At 65.3% G+C, this 16,283-nt stretch carries 13 protein-coding genes; 9 read left to right on the forward strand and 4 right to left on the reverse strand.

Annotation, left to right across the window (positions count from 1 at the left end):
- The first annotated feature begins 96 nt into the window (after window positions 1-96).
- The 3 genes from BV95_RS18660 (at window position 97) to BV95_RS18670 (ending at window position 4,264) form a co-directional block, all read left to right on the forward strand.
- The gene (locus BV95_RS18660; protein ID WP_037455651.1) at window positions 97-1,455 is read left to right on the forward strand and encodes an FAD/NAD(P)-binding protein; all 1,359 of its coding nucleotides are present in this window, start codon (window positions 97-99) and stop codon (window positions 1,453-1,455) included.
- Window positions 1,456-1,561: 106 nt separating this feature from the next.
- On the forward strand, window positions 1,562-1,951 hold the full coding sequence (locus BV95_RS18665; protein ID WP_037455654.1) for a nuclear transport factor 2 family protein: 390 nt from the start codon (window positions 1,562-1,564) through the stop codon (window positions 1,949-1,951).
- Window positions 1,952-2,227: 276 nt separating this feature from the next.
- Window positions 2,228-4,264 (forward strand): M3 family metallopeptidase, encoded by a 2,037-nt coding sequence (locus tag BV95_RS18670; RefSeq protein ID WP_037455679.1) that lies wholly within the window; start codon window positions 2,228-2,230, stop codon window positions 4,262-4,264.
- A gap of 159 nt (window positions 4,265-4,423) precedes the next feature.
- Here BV95_RS18670 and BV95_RS18675 read toward each other — a convergent pair whose 3' ends face one another.
- The 4 genes from BV95_RS18675 to BV95_RS18690 all read right to left on the reverse strand — a co-directional run bounded on the left by BV95_RS18675 (window position 4,424) and on the right by BV95_RS18690 (window position 10,993).
- On the reverse strand, window positions 4,424-5,155 hold the full coding sequence (locus tag BV95_RS18675; RefSeq protein ID WP_037455657.1) for an SDR family oxidoreductase: 732 nt from the start codon (window positions 5,153-5,155) through the stop codon (window positions 4,424-4,426).
- A gap of 20 nt (window positions 5,156-5,175) precedes the next feature.
- Window positions 5,176-6,465, reverse strand: a complete 1,290-nt coding sequence (locus BV95_RS18680) for an MFS transporter (RefSeq protein WP_037455660.1) — start codon at window positions 6,463-6,465, stop codon at window positions 5,176-5,178.
- A gap of 98 nt (window positions 6,466-6,563) precedes the next feature.
- On the reverse strand, window positions 6,564-8,678 hold the full coding sequence (locus BV95_RS18685; protein ID WP_037455682.1) for a putative bifunctional diguanylate cyclase/phosphodiesterase: 2,115 nt from the start codon (window positions 8,676-8,678) through the stop codon (window positions 6,564-6,566).
- 167 nt (window positions 8,679-8,845) lie between these two features.
- A complete protein-coding gene (locus BV95_RS18690) occupies window positions 8,846-10,993 on the reverse strand; it encodes a TonB-dependent receptor (RefSeq protein ID WP_234703245.1) in 2,148 nt (715 codons plus the stop codon).
- A 270-nt stretch (window positions 10,994-11,263) separates the two neighbouring features.
- On the opposite strand from BV95_RS18690, the gene BV95_RS18695 reads away from it, so the two are divergent.
- From BV95_RS18695 to BV95_RS18720, 6 genes are all read left to right on the forward strand, one after another.
- Complete coding sequence (locus BV95_RS18695) at window positions 11,264-11,812, forward strand: hypothetical protein (RefSeq protein ID WP_037455662.1); 549 nt, start codon at window positions 11,264-11,266, stop codon at window positions 11,810-11,812.
- A 119-nt stretch (window positions 11,813-11,931) separates the two neighbouring features.
- Window positions 11,932-12,723 carry an acyl-homoserine-lactone synthase gene (locus BV95_RS18700; RefSeq protein ID WP_037455663.1) on the forward strand — a complete coding sequence of 264 codons (792 nt, stop codon included), beginning with the start codon at window positions 11,932-11,934 and terminating at the stop codon, window positions 12,721-12,723.
- Window positions 12,723-13,019 (forward strand): acyl carrier protein, encoded by a 297-nt coding sequence (locus tag BV95_RS18705; RefSeq protein WP_037455666.1) that lies wholly within the window; start codon window positions 12,723-12,725, stop codon window positions 13,017-13,019. Before BV95_RS18700 ends, BV95_RS18705 begins: the two co-directional genes overlap by 1 nt.
- Before the next feature lie 8 nt (window positions 13,020-13,027).
- A complete protein-coding gene (locus BV95_RS18710; RefSeq protein ID WP_037455669.1) occupies window positions 13,028-13,894 on the forward strand; it encodes an SAM-dependent methyltransferase in 867 nt (288 codons plus the stop codon).
- A 22-nt stretch (window positions 13,895-13,916) separates the two neighbouring features.
- A complete protein-coding gene (locus BV95_RS18715; protein ID WP_037455672.1) occupies window positions 13,917-15,677 on the forward strand; it encodes a fatty acyl-AMP ligase in 1,761 nt (586 codons plus the stop codon).
- Between the two features lie 125 nt (window positions 15,678-15,802).
- A partial coding sequence (locus BV95_RS18720) for a hypothetical protein (protein WP_037455687.1) occupies window positions 15,803-16,283 on the forward strand: 481 nt, incomplete at its 3' end.

Raw genomic sequence — 16,283 nt, forward strand, 5'->3', positions numbered from 1 at the left:
TTCGTCCTTCCGGGATCGATTTCCTATTTATCTATTTTATCAGTAGAGATAAGTCTCACAAGCAATGCTGAACCCACTATTAGAAATGCTTGACCGATGCTGAGGGTCGATCACGCCGCCATCGTCGGGGGCGGGTTCAGCGGCACGCTGCTGGCGATCAACCTGTTGCGCCACGGCACGCCGCGGGTGACGATGGTGGAGCGCCGTGGCGACCGGCTGGGCCGGGGCCTGGCCTATGGCGCGGCGCGGGACGGCCATGTCCTGAACGTGCGCGCCGCCAATATGAGCGCCCTGCCCGACAGCCCGGATCATTTCACCGACTGGCTGAAACGGCAGGGATTGGGACAGGAGGGCAGCTTTGCCACGCGGCGCGACTATGGCGCCTATCTGTGCGCCATGCTGGACGAGGCGCGGGGCGAGGATGGCGGCAGGCTGACCATCGTGACGGACGAGGCGGTGGACCTTCGGTTGGAGGAAGGAGCTGTGCATGTCGCCTTGCGATCCGGCGGCGGGGTGGATGCCGATATCGCCGTCCTCGCGCCCGGCAATCTGCCGCCCCATGACCTGCCCGCCTTCGCCGGACTGGCGGGCGACGGATCGGCCTATGTCGACGATCCATGGGCGGCGACCGTCGCGGACGGGCTGGCGGAGACGGATCAGGTGCTGCTGCTGGGCAGCGGGCTGACCGCCGTGGACTGCGCGCTCAGTCTGGAGGGCGCGGGGTTTCGGGGGCGGATCGTCGCTGTCTCCCGCCGGGGGCTGGCTCCGCGAAGTCATGCTCCGACGGCCCCTTATGCGGAGGGCGGCGACCGTCCGACGGGCAGCGCTTCGGCGCTGGTCCGGGCTTTGCGCCACCGGGCAGCCGAGATCGGGTGGCGCAGCGCGGTGGACGAGCAGCGCCGCTTCACCCAGGATATGTGGCGTGCCGCCAGCGCGGAGGAGCGCAGCCGCTTCCTGCGTCATTTGCGGTCCTATTGGGATGTGCACCGCCACCGCATCGCCCCGCAGGTCGCGGACAGGCTGGCGGCGATGCAGGCGGAGGGGCGGCTGGAAATCCGCGCCGCCAAGGTGGTGGAGGCCGTTCCCGAAGGCCGGTTGCTGCGCGTCCACCTGCGCAGGCGGGGGCAGGATGGGGTGGAGGCGTTACCTTTCGCCCGCGTGGTCAATTGCACCGGGCCGCTGGGCGACCTGCGGCGCACCGACGATCCCTTGCTGCGCCAGTTGGCGGTGCGCGGCGACATACGGCCCGATCCGCTGGCGATCGGCATCGATGTCGACCGGCAATGCCATGCCATCGCCCGCGACGGATCAGCCCAGCAGCGGCTGTTCGTGGTGGGGCCGATGACGCGGGGCGCGCATTGGGAGATTGTCGCCGTGCCGGATATACGGCGCCAGGTGTGGGAAGTGGCGCGGGAGATGACCGGGGCGCACTGGGTGGAGGCGGAGGGTTTGTGACGGGGTGGCGCGTCGCGCCTTCGGAGGAGTCTGTTTTTGGGGAGGGATGGATGCTGAAACAAGTTCAGCATGACGGGTTGAGGAAATGTCTCTAGCTGTTCGGTCCATGACGACCTCCGCCGACCTTGCCATTCGCCTGCGCCGCGCCGATTTCAACCGTGCTCTGGCAGAGGCGGACCTGAACGCCATTGGACCGTTGCTTGCGCTTCACGCCGTCCTGATCACCGGATCGGACAGCGCGGTCATTTCGGGGCGGAAGGCGCAGCTTCAGGCGTGGAAGCGGGAATTCGCGGTGGCGGAGCGAACCGTCTACTGCCGGACGCCGGAGAGCATCATCGCCTCCACCGTGGAACCCATCGCGATGGAATATGGGCGGTGGCAGGGGGTTTCCGCCGGATCGGAACACCCCATCGCATCGGGGAGCTATAGCGCGAAATGGCGGCAGGTCGGCGGGGATTGGGTGATCGAGGCGGAAATCTACCTGACGCTCGCTTGATGTGGGCGCTTGATGCGGCGCCGGTGGGAAATGCTTGAACAGCCAGCCCGCAGCGCCCAATTAAGGCATCATGCGTTAAATTGGAATCATGCCGTCGTCCCGAGTAGACACTGAGATTCTCGAAGTGGCGTATCGAAGGACCAAGCACGGCGCGAATGCTTCGATATGGGTCTTCGACTTCGCTCAGCCCCTACTCAGCACGAACGGTTCTGGTTTAATGTACGATATTCTGGAGGTGTTCCTCTCCCCCTTAAGCGCTGCAAGCTGCGAGTGATCATGACGACTGCCAACCCCCTTCTTGCCGATCAAGACCTGCCCGATTTCGCTGCCGTCAAGGCGGCTCATGTCGTCCCCGCGGTGGAAGAGGCGATCGCCGCCCATCGCGCCGCCGTCGAGAGCATCACCGCCAGCGGGAAGGATGATTTCGATACGGTCATATTGGCCGCCGAGCGGGCCGATTTCCTGCTGTCGCGGGTCTGGTCGCCAGTGGGGCATCTCTCATCCGTGGCCGACACGCCGGAATTGCGGGAGGCGCATGCCGCCGCGCAGGCGCTGATGACCGCCTATCTGATGGAGGCGGGGCAAAACCGCGCCCATCATGACGCAGTGGCCCGGCTGGCCGCCCGGCCCGATTTCGCCGCCCTGCCCTCTGCCGCCCGGCGCGCCGTCGATCTGGCGCTGCGTGGTTTCCATCTGGCGGGCGTCGCGTTGGAGGGCGAGGCGCGGCAGCGTTTCCTGGACGTCGGCGTGGCGCTGAGCGACCTTAGCACCAAATTCGGCAATGCGGTGCTGGACGCGACCGAGGCGTGGAGCGAGCATGTCACCGACGAAGCGGTACTGGATGGGGTTTCCGACGGCGACAAGGCGATTTTGGCTGCCTATGCGCAGGAAAAGGGGCTGTCGGGCTGGCTGATCACGCTGCGCCAGCCGAGCGTGCTGGCGATCCTCTATCATGCCAAAGACCGGGCGCTGCGGGAGCGGGTCTATCGCGCCTATAACACCCGCGCCTCCGATCAGGCGGAGGACAAGAGCCACGACAATAGCGAGCGGATCGACGCGATCATGGCGCTGCGTCATGAAGCCGCGCAGATATTGGGCTTTGCCGATTCCGCCGCCCATTCGCTGGAAACGAAGATGGCGGCCGACGCCGATGAGGCGCTGGCGTTTCTGGCCGACCTTGCGCGCCGGGCGCGGCCGGTGGGGGAAGGCGAGCTGGCGGAGGCCCGCGCCTTTGCGGCCGAACATCTGGGGCTGGACGATGTGCGGCCCTGGGATCTTTCCTATGTGGCGGAGGCGATGCGCCGGACGCTGCATGGCGTGGATCAGGAGGCGTTGAAGGCCTATTTCCCCCTGCCCCGCGTGCTGGCGGGGACGCAGGCGCTGATCGAGCGGCTGTTCGACGTGCGTCTGGTGGTGCGGGAGGGGGTGTCGACATGGCATCCCGACGTGCTGTTCTACGACGTGCTGGACGCGGGCGGCGCGGTGGTGGCTGGCGTCTATCTCGACCTGTTCGCGCGGGCGGGGAAAAGGGGCGGCGCGTGGATGGACGTGTGCCGGTCCCGCTTCCGCGATGCCGACCGGCTGCATTTGCCCATCGCCTATCTCACCACCAATTTCGCGCCGCCCGCGGGCGACCGGCCTTCGCTGGCGACGCATAATGACGTGGTGACGCTGTTCCACGAATTCGGCCATGTGCTGCATCATCTGCTGACCGAGGTGGATTTGCCCTCCATCGGCGGCATCAGCGGCGTGGAATGGGATGCGGTGGAACTGCCCAGCCAGTTCATGGAGAATTTCGCCTGGGATCGGGAGACGCTGATCGGGCTGTCCGGCCATGTCGAGAGCGGGGAGCCGTTGCCGGAGGCGATGTTCGACCGGCTGCTGGCGGCGCGGCAGTTTCAGGCGGGGCTGGCCATATTGCGGCAGATCGAGTTTGCGACCTTCGATCTGCTGCTGCACCGGGATTATGATCCGGCGCTGGGGGCGCGGGTCGATGGCGTGCTGGAGCAGGTGCGCGAGGCGGTGGCCGTGCTTCATCCGCCTGCGTGGAACCGCTTTGCCCATGCGTTCAGCCATATCTTTGCCGGGGGATATGCGGCGGGATATTATTCCTATCTTTGGGCGGAACTGCTGTCGGCGGATGCGTTCGAGATTTTTGCCCATGGCGCGGTGCCGGGTGGCGGGGCGACGGCTTTCCGGCGGGAGATTTTGGCGGCGGGGGCGAGCCGTCCGGCGGCGGAGAATTTCCGGGCCTTTGCCGGGCGGGGGCCAGAGGTCGATGCCTTGCTGCGGATGCGGGGGTTGGCGGCCTGAGTGGGTGTAGTTGGGCCTATCCTGTTCCTCCCCATCGATAGATGGGGAGGGGGACCGCGCGAAGCGTGGTGGAGGGGAATGGGGCACGACCTCCGAATTTCCCCTCCACCACTCGCTTCGCGAGCGGTCCCCCTCCCCACGCTTCGCGTAGGGAGGAATTTAAAAGTGGGCGGTGTAGCCGCCGTCTACCGCCAGCATCTGTCCGGTCACGTAGGATGCCGCCTCCGACGCCAGGAACAGGACAGGGCCGACAATCTCCTGCGGGCGGCCCCAGCGGCCTAGCGAGGTGCGGCGGGCCAGATGTTCGGCGACGGCGGAGTCGGCCACCATCTCCCCATTCGCCTCTGTCGCGAAATAGCCGGGGGCGACGGCGTTCACGGTGATGCCGCGCCCGCCCAGTTCCGCCGCCAGCGCTCGCGTCAGCGCGTCCAGCCCGCCCTTCGCCATGGTATAGGCTGCGTCGCCCGACCGGGCGATCTGCCCGGCGATGGAGGTGATGTTGACGATGCGGCCGCCTGCGTTCATCCCGGCCGCGATCGTTCGGGCCAGGTCGAAGGGAGCGACCAGATTGATCTCCAGCATTTGGCGCACCGCCGTCCGGTCCAGTTCCTCGATTGGCTTGCGGTCGCGATGGCCCGCATTATTGACCAATATGTCGATGGGGCGGCATTGGCGCAGCGCCGTTTGAAGCGCTTCTCCATCCTCCAGGTCGAAGGTCAGGGGTTCGCTGCTGCCGCCCGACGCCGCGATCTGCGCCGACAGCGCCTCCAACGGTTCGGCGCTGCGGCCGTGGAGCAGGACATGCGCGCCTGCGGCGGCGAGGCCCAGCGCTATTTCACGGCCCAGGCCGCGTCCGGCTCCGGTGACGAGGGCGGTCTTTCCTGTGGGCATCCATCCTTCTCCTCATCCGGTCAGGCGAGGGCGAAGGTCTTGCTCCGCCCGCGATTGATCAGCAGCACTAGTCCCGCCCCGATCAGGCACAATATCCCCGCCGCGACGAAGGCGGGCATATAGCTTTGCCAGATCGTGCGGGAAAGGCCGCCCGCCAGCGCAGCGCTCGCCGCGCCGAGTTGGTGCCCGGCGAAGATCCAGCCGAACACGATATTGGCGCGCTCCGGCCCGAAGCGCTGCGCCGTCAGCTTGACCGTCGGCGGCACGGTGGCGACCCAGTCCAGGCCGTAGAATATGGCGAAGACCGACAGGCTGTAGAGCGAGAAATCGCTGAACGGCAGGTAGAGCAGCGACAGGCCGCGCAGGCCGTAATACCAGAAGAGCAGCCAGCGATTGTCGAACCGGTCCGACAGCCAGCCCGAAGCCAGCGTGCCCGCGAAGTCGAACAGGCCCATCATCGCCAGCATCGACGCCGCGCCCACCGCCGCCAGCCCGTAATCGCCGCACATCGGGATGAAATGGGTCTGGACCAGCCCGTTGGTGCTGGCGCCGCAAATGAAGAAGGAGAAGAATAATATCCAGAAGCTGGGCACGCGCGACGCTTCGGCCAATGTGCGGATCGGCGTCATCAGCAGGGCGCCGAAGCTGGCGGGCTGCGGCGGGGCGGGATGGACGTCGCTGTCGCCATAGGGCGGCAGGCCGAGGTCGGACGGGCGGTCGCGCATCAGCAGCAGCACGACCGTCGCCGCCAGCAGGATCGCGCCGCACATCAGCAGGACAGAGGCGCGCCAGCCGAAACGCTCGGTCAGACCGGCGAGCAGCGGCAGGAAGGCCAGTTGGCCCGTGGCGGTGCTGGCCGACAGCAGCCCCATCACCATGCCGCGCCGGTGCGAGAACCAGCGGGTGGCGACGGTCGCGCCCAGAACCATGGCGGTCAGGCCCGTGCCGATGCCGATGACGACGCCCCAGAGCAGCACCAGTTGCCACAATTGGCTCATGCCCAGCGACAGCAGCAGGCCGCCGACGATGATCGACAGCGAAATCAGCATCATCCGCCGCACGCCGAACCGGTTCATGAAGGCGGCGGCGAACGGTCCCATCCCGCCGAAGAGCAGGAAGCGGATGGCCAGCGCGCCCGAAATATCCGCCGCGCTCCAGCCATATTCCTTTTGCAGGGGCGCGATGAACACCCCCGGCGCACCCACGGCCCCCGCGACGACCAGCATGGTCAGGAAAGTGGCGGCCAGCACTGCCCAGCCATAATGGATATGTCGCGCGCCCAGATGGCGCGCGAGGGTCGCTGACAACATGAAGGCCCCTGTTCGCGAAGATTGCCGGGGTTAAATGATGGTCTTCATGACGGGGTCAAGGGGCCAATTGGCGCGATCTGGATATGAAGCCCGCCCTTTCAGGCGGTGAGCGAGCCGGGCCGTTCCTCGCCCCTTGTCCCGCGCAGGGGCCAGGATGCCGGGCGGCGGTTCAGCGTGACGATGGCGCTGTTCTCGTTCCAGCTATGGATCAGAGCCGGAATATTCTCCGAAGGAGTGGGCCGGCCGAAATAGAAGCCCTGAGCATAGTCGCAGCCCATTTCCTTGAGCTTGATCGACTGGTCGGCTTCCTCGACACCTTCGGCCACGACCTTCATGTTCAGGGCGCGGCCCAACGTGATCAGCGCGGACACGATGGCGGCGTCGCCTTCCCGCGCCGTCACGCCGCTGACGAAGGACCGGTCGATCTTCAGCGTGCTGACCGGCAGGGACCGCAGGTGCGACAGGGACGCGAAGCCGGTCCCGAAATCGTCCAGCGCCAGGGGGATGTGGCAGCGGTGCAGTTCGTCGATGGACCTGCGGACCGTGTCCGATCCGGCGCCCAGGAAGACGCCCTCGGTAATTTCTATCTCTATCGCGTCCGGCTCTATGGAAAAGCGGTTCATCGTCTCGATCAGGCGTCCGGCGAAACGTTCCCGCCGCAGTTCGGCCGAGGACACGTTGATCGCGACATGCCCCAGCGTCAGCCCCCGCGCCCGCCAGGCGGCCATGTCGGCGAACACCTGGCTGGTCATGGTCTGGCCGATCATGTCCGCCACGTCATGATCGTCGAACGCCGCATAGATTTCGGCGGGCGAGCGGATCGTGCCGCAACTGTCGCGCCAGCGCAGCAGCGCCTCGAACCCCACCAGTTCGCCGGTCTGGAGCGAGACCTTGGGCTGATAATAGCTGATGATCGTGCCGTCGCGCACGGCGGTCCTGGCGCGGTTGATCATGGCCACCCGCTCCTGCATATCCTCCAGCAGCGACGGTTCGAACATCTGCATGCGGCCGCGCCCCAGCGACTTGGCGCGATAGAGGGCAAGATCCGCGTGGCGGAGCAGTTCCGTCGCGACGCGTCCGTCTTCGGGGAAGGAGGCGACGCCGATGCTGACCCGGCATTCGAGCGACCGGCCCGCCGCGAAGAAGGTTTCGCGGATGGTGAGTATCCGGTTGGCGAGGGCGGCAAGCTGCGCCCGGTTTTCGACATCCTGGACCAGTATCGCGAATTCGTCGCCGCCCAGCCGCGCCACCACCGCGTCTTCGGCGAAGACGTCCCTGAGGCGCGACGCAAAGCTCTTCAGCAGTTCGTCGCCGGCATGATGGCCCATCAGGTCGTTGACGTCCTTGAAATTGTCGATGTCCAGCAGGAACACGCCGACCTTTTTGAAGTCGGTCATCGCGGCGGCCAGCGCCTTGTCCAGGCAGGCGTTGAACATCGCCCGGTTGGGCAGTTTCGTCAGCGAATCATGTTCGGCGTTCCAGCGTATCTGCTCTTCGATCAGCACGCTTTCGTGGATATCCTCGGTATAGCCGTACCAGCGGATGATCCGGCCGTCCTCGCCATAGCGGGGATAGGCCTGCGCCCGCATCCACCGATATTGGTCGTTGACCATCAGCCGGACGCGCACGTCGAAGGGTTCGCCGGTGGTGAGCGAATGGGTGATGCGCTGGGTCAGCGGCCCGATATCGTCCGGATGCGTCGTGGCCAGCCAGCCATTGCCCTCCGCCTCCTCCCTGTCCAGGCCGGAATTTTCCAGCCAGCGGTCGGTGAAGTCGATGATCCGGCCGTCCGGATCGGCTATCCAGGGAAGCTGGGGATTATATTCGACGATCAGGCGCAGATTTTCCATGCTGCGGCGGAGCAGGCCGATTTCCGCCTGCTCGCCCGTCATGTCGACCAGCACCATGTCGGCGGACGGGCGACCCGCCGGATCGCGCCGGATGCGCGCGGCGACGCGCAAGTTCCGAATCGCGCCGTCGCGATCTTCCAAAATCAGCGTCGCTTCCGCCTTGCCCTCGCGCAGCGCGGCGCGCACAAGTTGAAGGACCGGTTTGCGGAAGATCGGGCGGACGCCGCGAAGCCAGCGGAACAGCGGCTGGCCATCGCGCAATCCGAAAAGGCGAGCGACCGCGTCGGGCCTGCACAGGCCGTCCGCATCGACCGAGCACCGTGAAACCCCTGCCGACGCCAGTATCTGCTGGTCGTCATCCATCGGGTCCTGCCTGCCTTGCCATTCATCAGGTGACCGCGATGAAATCTGGTCCGCCATTCTACTCCTGCTGTCCCCCGGACGGGCCTTCCCGATATTTCATCATCTGCCGGCTAAAATTTGATTAATGGCTGCATCCGCGCCACCGGCAAGTCCTTGAGAGCGCGGCGCTAAAATGCCGTCGACAGGCTGAACCCGTAGGTGCGGGGCGGTCCGTAAGCCGCGGTTCTGCTCACGCCCAGCCCCGACCGGTCGTCGGCATAGGTCTTGTAGACCTTGTCCGTCAGATTCTGGACCCAGGCGGCCATGTCCCATTGCCCGCGGCGCAAGCCGAGGCGGAGATTCACCAAGGTGCGCGGATCGGATTTGAAGGCGTCGGAATTGGTCGGTTCGAAATAGACGGCCGAACGATAATCCATGTCCGCCCTGGCGAAAATCGTGCCGAAGCTGACCGGAAGCTCATAGTTGACGGCGCCATAGCCGGTGAAATGGGGCGCCAATACCAGATCGTTGCCGCTGCAATCCGTTCTGTTGCTGCCCACCGAGGGGATGAGGGACGCGGGGACGCCGCAATTGTCGAACCTTTTATAATGCGCGTCGAGGACGGCGGCATTTCCCTCCAGCCGCAGGCGGGAGGTCAGTTGCAGCGACGCTTCGCCTTCCACGCCCTCCACCCGCGCCTTGCCTGCATTGGTCAGCGCCAGACCGCTGCCCAGCACCTGCGACACCTGCAAACGGTCATAATCGGTATGGAAAGCCGCCAGGTTCAGCCGCAACCGCTTGTCCAGCGTCAGCGCCTTGAAACCGATTTCGTAGCTGGTCGCCTTTTCCGGACTGGCGGTCAGGCCGCCCAGGGAGGACGCCAGGTCGACATTATAGGCGGCGCTCTTGAACCCGCGGGAAAAGCGCGCATAGACATTGGCGTCCGGCGCGACCGCATAGGTGATGGTGGCGCTCGGCGACAGGTCGTCGTCGGTCGAACGGCCGTCGAAGGTCAGGTCGGGGAAGCGCAGAAAGGCGAAGATTCCCGTGCCGCTGGCGTCATTCTGCACGAAATGGGCGCGCTTCCTCTCGCGGGTATAGCGCAGCCCGGCGGAGAGCGAGAGGCGTTCGGTCAGTTCATAGTCCAGCCGCCCGAACAGCGCGCCGCTTTCCGTATTGACGCTTCCCTTCGTGGTCAGCATCGGCTCGCCCGGCACGCCCGTGCTGGCGCCCAGCGCTATCCCCCGATCCGTGCGCACCACCTGGTCGAAATAATAGACGCCCAGCAGGTAACGCAGCCTGCCGGTGCTGCCGGCCAGGCGCAGTTCCTGGCTGAAGAAATGCGAATCGTCGCTGAAATTGTCCGCCGCGACGAAATCGACCTGCTCCTGATCGTCGTCCAGCGCCGCATTGTAGGAGGAGTCGCGATAGGCGGTGATGGAGGTGAGCGTGAGCGCGTCCGACGTCCATTCCGCTGTCAACGAAACGCCCTGGCTGTCGCGGTGAAGCCGGTTGGGCCGGTTGTTGTTGATGTGGAGCGGTTCACGCGACGGAAAGTCGGCCGGATAGCCGGCAAGCGCATCCGCCTGGAAAAAGGCGGGCGTGCCCCGGTCCCGCAGCCCTTCCCAACGGGCGATGAAGGACAGTTGGTCGGTCGGCGCGAATTTGGCCGACAGGCGCCAGGTCAGCAGGTCGGTCGACCCGGCATCCTTGCCGCCCGACAGATGCTTGTAGAAACCGTCCTGCCGGGCATAGGCGACCGCCCCACGCACCGACCACTGGTCATCGAGGCGCACGCCCAGCACGCCTTCCGCCCGGCGATAATCGTAATTGCCCGCATCCAGGCGGATCGAGGCGCCGGGATCGGCGTCGGGCTGCTTGGTCTGGACGTTGACCACGCCCGCGATGGTGTTCTTGCCATATTCGGTGCCCTGCGGGCCGCGCGCGATCTCCACCCGGTCGACGTCGAGCAGATGCTGGACGAAATTTTCAGGCCGGCCGATATAGACGCCGTCGACATAGATGCCGACGCCGGTTTCCAGGCCGATGTTGCGGACGAGCGTGGATATGCCGCGAATCGAGATCTGGCCCTGCAACTGCCCGGCGATGCCGCCGCTGATGTCGACGTTAGGGGCCATGCGGGTCAGGTCGGTGATGGTCTGCAGGCCGGCGGCAACGATGGTGTCGCCCGAAATGCTGGTGACGGCCACGGGCGCCTTCAACAGCGGTTCCGGCACCTTGCGCGCCGTCACCGTGATGTCCGCGCGCGCATCCCCTTCATCCCCGACGTCCGCCCAGGCCGATGACCCCGTCGCCACGGTCATCATCGCGCCCATCGTGGCGCCCACTGCCGCGGATGCGCGCAGCGCCCCCTTCCACCTGTAACCCCAGTTGATCATAACCTACGAAACCCGATATTTTTTGTTGGTCCGCCCTCTGTAGGGGCGTTTGGTAAACTGCTGGTTAAACGCTTACTGGTACCGCCTCCGGAACGGATTAGCTTCGCGTGACTGTCCGGCAGCAGAAAGACGGGCTGCGGGAACCTCTCCTTAACCCTGTTTTAAGACCTGCGCGGCATCACTGCGGGATAAGCCGCGTGAGGAACCATGAGCGAATATATCCCCAGCACACAGCTTCGCGCCGGAAGTTCGACCACCGCCGCCGATTTCATCGCGGGCGTCGACGCGACCCTCAGCATTGAGAGCCTGGTCACGCGCTTCAGTCAGGCTTTGGGCCTACAGGCCGCCAGCCATGCCTGTTATGCGGTCGAGGGTGAAAGCCGCCGCTTCCTCTTCGGCGAGACCGGCTGGGCCGGGCCGGTCGCGCAGCCGGAAATCCTGCCACGGCTGTGCTTTTCCATCATGGGCTGGGACGAGAAGCAATATGAGGTCGAAATCCGGCTGCTGAGCATGTTGGAAAGCCGCGAGGAGCGCGCCAATCTGCATGCCATGGCCACGCTGTACCTGTGCCGGGGCATCGCCCTGCTGGATGCGCGGGACGATGCGGCGGCCCCTGCCCTGACCGATACCGAACTTTTCTGCCTGGACCGGCGGCGGGACGGATGGTGCGACCTGGACATTGCGGAGGCGCTGGACCGGTCGGTCCAGGCCGTGAAGGTCCATATCCAGCGCGCGCAGGGCAAGCAACGCGACTGAACCTATTTCACCCGCTGGATTTTTTCCCGCGCAGGTCGATTGCGACACGCAACTTTCCGATGACCTCCCCCTAATAATATGCTAACGGCCAAACCGTTGCATGCGGGAGACGAACGGATTTGATACATCTGATTTCGAAGAACAATTCCGCACTTTACCAGGACGAGATCAGAGATTTGCACCAAGCCCGCGCGGAGGTGTTCGTCAACCAGCTAGGCTGGGATCTCAGGGTCAGTGACGGGTTGGAATATGACGAATATGATGATGCGCGCGCGAGCAACATCATAGGCTTTTCGACCGAGAACCGGGTCGTCATGGGGCTGCGTTTCCGGCCCACTGACGATTGTTCGATGCTGCTCGACCATTTTTCGCACGTCCTGCCTGCCGGAATCCGTCCGATCGACGATGATCGCACCTGGGAATTGAGCCGGGGATTCTGCATCGAGCGGGGCATGCGCCGCCACAATTTGCGGCGGAAGGCCGCGTGCATGATCGCGCCGCTGGAACTGGCCCTGGAGGCCGGGATCGACCGTTGCGTCGGCTTCACCGACGTGCGCATGCTCAGCTTCTGCTATGGCGTCGGCTGGAAGCTGACGCTGCTCGGCTCCGCCATGGACTATGGCCAGGGCGAGGCCGTCGCCTATGAGGTGGAGGTGTCGCAGGCGGCGCTGGACGAGATGCGGCAGATGTGGGGCCTGCCCAGGCCGTCGCACATCATCGTCGACAAGCTTCTGCCGGGGGAGGAAAATGTGCATGTCGCGGCCGCCCGGATGACCCGCGACAATCCGGAACTGCAAAAGATCGCGGCCCAGCCGGAGATCGGTTCCGGCGCGCAACCGTCCGCCGCCGCGCGGGCGAATGATTATTATGGCGGATTCGGGACAACCCGACAGGCTGCAGGGGGACATTGATGAATTCCGATTCTATTCGACAGGCATCGGCGAAGGAAATCGAAGACTGGATCGTGGCGCGCATCGCCGAGATCGTGAACATGGCGCCCGCCAACGTGTCGGCCGACGCGCCGTTCGACAGTTTCGGCATCGATTCCGCCAAGGCGATCTCGCTGATGGTGGAACTGGAGAATTGGCTGAACCTGCCCGACGAACTGCCGCTGGAACTGCTGTTCGAGGCGGAGGCGATCCGCGACGCGGCGGCGGGCATCGCGGCGGCGGTCGCGGACATGGCTGCGGCTCAGGCAGAAGGATAGGCGGCGCGATGATGCAGGACGATGTGATCGAATATGGCGGCTCGGCCGCCGCCATCCGCCACCATTATGACGTCGGCAACGATTTCTATTCGGCGTGGCTGGACCCGACCATGACCTATTCCAGCGCGATGTGGGACGGATTGCCCAAGGACGCGCCGCTGGAAGAGGCGCAGAAGCGCAAACTGGCCTATCATGCGGAGTCGGTCGGCGCGGCCGAGGGCATGCGCATATTGGACGTGGGCTGCGGCTGGGGCGGGATGATGCGCAACCTGCGCAGCAGCTATGGCGTCGCCGAATGCGTCGGGCTGACGCTGAGCGAGGAGCAGCTTGCCTATATTCAGCAGTTGGGCGATCCGGGCATCGGCGCGGTCCTGTCCAACTGGCATGATTATCGCCCCGATAAGCCGTTCGACGCGATCATTTCGGTCGGCGCGTTCGAACATTTCGCCCATCCGCAGCAGAGCGTGGACGAGCGCCGTGGGGTGTATCGCGAATTCTTCCAGGCGTGCCGCGACTGGACGGCGGGCAAGGGGCGCTTGTCGCTTCAGACCATCGCCTATGGCAAGATGTCGCCGGAGGACGCCAATCCCTTCATCTCCAATGAGATTTTCCCGGCGGCGGAACTGCCGACGCTGGAGGATATCGTGGTTGCGTCGAAGGGGCTGTTCCGCATCGAAAGGCTGCGCGACGACGGGCTGGACTATGCGCGCACCTGCGAAATGTGGAGCAACAAGCTGCGCGGCGCGGTGAGGAGCGGCGTGGTCGATCCGGCCATCCATCCGGTCGAGAAATATTCCCGCTATCTGCGCATGTCGGCAGCCGGTTTCCGCATGCGGAAGATCGGACTGCTCCGGATCGCCTTCGCGGCGGATTGACAGATTTTCGGGTTCGCAAAGAATGCAGATAGACTTTAGTCGATCGATAATCGACATCGTCCTAAACCATGAAAACACCGTTCCGGATCGGCCGGCGCTGATATTCGATACCGGCGAAGGGCCGCAGGACAGCCTTAGCTACGCGCAGACGGCGGCGCGGGTGAGGCAGATTGCGGGCAGCCTGGCGGCGCGGGGGCTGGCCGGGCGGCGGATCGCCCTGCTCTTTTCGGCGGGGACCGATTTCGCGCTCGCGCTGCTGGCCTGTCTGGCGGTGGGGAGCGTCGCCGTTCCGCTGGCGCCGGTCGGGCGGCGGCGGGCGAGGTTGCAGAACATCCTGTCCATGCTGGGGGACATCAGGCCGGATGGTTTGATGCTGGACGACAGCATGGCGGGGCTGTTCGGGCAGGAATTGTCGGCTGCGTTGCCCGGTGCCGTCCGCTATCTGGAATTTTCGGGTCTGGCGGGGGAACCGCATCCCTTCACGCCGCTGCGGCTGGAGCCGGACCGTTTGGCCGTGCTGCAATATACGTCCGGGACCACGTCGAACCCCAAGGGGGTGATGATCACCCATGGTAACATCATCGCCAATGAGACGATGATCAAGGCCGCCTTCGGCCATGACGGGGATTCCCATTTCGTCGGCTGGGTGCCGCATTATCACGACCAGGGGCTGTTCGGTAACATATTGCAGCCGCTGTTCCTGGGGGCGACCTGCGTCATCACCTCGCCTGCGGCGTTCATCAACAAGCCGATGTCCTGGCTGCAACTGATTTCCCGCTATCGCGCCCATACCAGCGGCGGGCCGAATTTCGGCTATGACCTGTGCGTCGATTATGCGACGCGCCGGGGGATGCCGGAACTGGACCTGTCGAGCTGGCGGGTCGCCTTCAACGGCGCGGAGCGGGTGCGGCCGAGCACGATGGACCGGTTCGCCGAATGTTTCGCCGACGCCGGATTCGACAGGCGGGCCTTCCTGCCCTGCTATGGGCTGGCGGAATCCACGCTGGTGACCATCGCCGTGCCGCCGTGGAGCGAGCCGGTCGTCCGCACCTATGACAGCCGCGCCCTGGCCGCCGGGCGGGCGGAGGAAAGTGACGAAGGGCTGGACCTTGCCTGCTGCGGCCCGGCCATGGCTGGCGGGGAGGCGCGGATCGTCGATCCCTTGACTGGCGAGCCGCTGCCGGACGGCGCGGTGGGCGAAATCTGGTTGCGGGGTCCGCATATCGCGGCAGGCTATATCGACAATGAAGCGGCCACCGAGGCAACCTTCGGCGGGCGCCTGGACGAGGATGGGCCGTTCCTGCGCACGGGCGACCTTGGTTTTTCGACGGCAGAGGGATTTTTCATCGTCAGCCGCCTGAAGGATCTCATCATCGTGCGCGGGCGCAATTACGCGCCGAGCGACGTCGAGCATATCTGGTCGGAAATTTCCGGGACCGTGGGCCAGGCCAGCGCCGCCGCCGTGGAGGTCGAGGTCGAGGGCGTGCAGCATATCGTCCTGATCGCGGAGATGAAGCGGGACGAAGCGCGGACCCTGTCCAGCGAGGCTTTGCAGGAAACCGCCGGGAAGCTGCGCGCCATCGCCATGGAGCGGCTGGAACTGGGCATCACCGATCTGGTGATGGTGCCCGCCAGCGCGATTCCCCGCACGACCAGCGGCAAGGTGCAGCGAAAGCAGGCCGCCCGGCTGCTGATGGACGGCGAACTCGCCATATTGGGCATGACGGGGCCGTTGGAGCAGGCCTTCGAACCGTCGCGGCAAACGGCGTCGGCGGGCGGCTGAACGCGATCCGGTTTATCGCGACGCTGGACTCGTTCCTTGATGCGCTTGCCTGGGAAGCGTAAACTCCCGGTCGACCTTAACCGCGTCCGGTGGAGGATCGCCCGATGATATATGCGTCTTTGGTTATGCGTTGGCGTCCAGCAGCCTTCCTGCTGTGCGCGGCGACCGCCGGTCCTGCCTTCGCCCAGCCGATGATCCTGCCGGAGGGCATGGCCATCCCGTTGGAAACGCGGCAGGAGCTTTCCTCCAAGTCGGCGCGGGTCGGCGATGCGGTCGAACTGGCGGTAGCGAGGCCGGTGACGATCGGCGGCGTGACGCTGATCCCGGCGGGCAGTCCGGCGGCCGGTACGGTCAGCCGGGTCAGGGACAATGGCCTGCTGGGCCGGTCCGGCAAGCTGGACATCAAGGTCAGCGCGATCAAGGTCGGCGGCATCGACGTGCCGGTGCGCGGCCAGCGCAATGCGCAGGGCAAATCCGGCACGCTGGGCGCGGTGGGCGCGGGCATCGTCTTCCTGCCGCTGGCGGTGATCGTGCGGGGGAAGGACGTCAAATTACCGGTCGGAACGCCGTTCGAGGTCTATGTGGACCGGGAGGTTTCCATCGGCC

The organism is Sphingobium chlorophenolicum (assembly GCF_000722875.1).
Taxonomy (GTDB): domain Bacteria; phylum Pseudomonadota; class Alphaproteobacteria; order Sphingomonadales; family Sphingomonadaceae; genus Sphingobium; species Sphingobium chlorophenolicum.

Coding starts and splice junctions, on each gene's coding strand:
- BV95_RS18660 (WP_037455651.1), top strand. CDS start 97: ATGCTGAGGGTCGATCACGCCGCCATCGTCGGGGGCGGGTTCAGCGGC.
- BV95_RS18665 (WP_037455654.1), top strand. CDS start 1,562: ATGACGACCTCCGCCGACCTTGCCATTCGCCTGCGCCGCGCCGATTTC.
- BV95_RS18670 (WP_037455679.1), top strand. CDS start 2,228: ATGACGACTGCCAACCCCCTTCTTGCCGATCAAGACCTGCCCGATTTC.
- BV95_RS18675 (WP_037455657.1), bottom strand. CDS start 5,155: ATGCCCACAGGAAAGACCGCCCTCGTCACCGGAGCCGGACGCGGCCTG.
- BV95_RS18680 (WP_037455660.1), bottom strand. CDS start 6,465: ATGTTGTCAGCGACCCTCGCGCGCCATCTGGGCGCGCGACATATCCAT.
- BV95_RS18685 (WP_037455682.1), bottom strand. CDS start 8,678: ATGGATGACGACCAGCAGATACTGGCGTCGGCAGGGGTTTCACGGTGC.
- BV95_RS18690 (WP_234703245.1), bottom strand. CDS start 10,993: ATGGGCGCGATGATGACCGTGGCGACGGGGTCATCGGCCTGGGCGGAC.
- BV95_RS18695 (WP_037455662.1), top strand. CDS start 11,264: ATGAGCGAATATATCCCCAGCACACAGCTTCGCGCCGGAAGTTCGACC.
- BV95_RS18705 (WP_037455666.1), top strand. CDS start 12,723: ATGAATTCCGATTCTATTCGACAGGCATCGGCGAAGGAAATCGAAGAC.
- BV95_RS18710 (WP_037455669.1), top strand. CDS start 13,028: ATGATGCAGGACGATGTGATCGAATATGGCGGCTCGGCCGCCGCCATC.
- BV95_RS18715 (WP_037455672.1), top strand. CDS start 13,917: ATGCAGATAGACTTTAGTCGATCGATAATCGACATCGTCCTAAACCAT.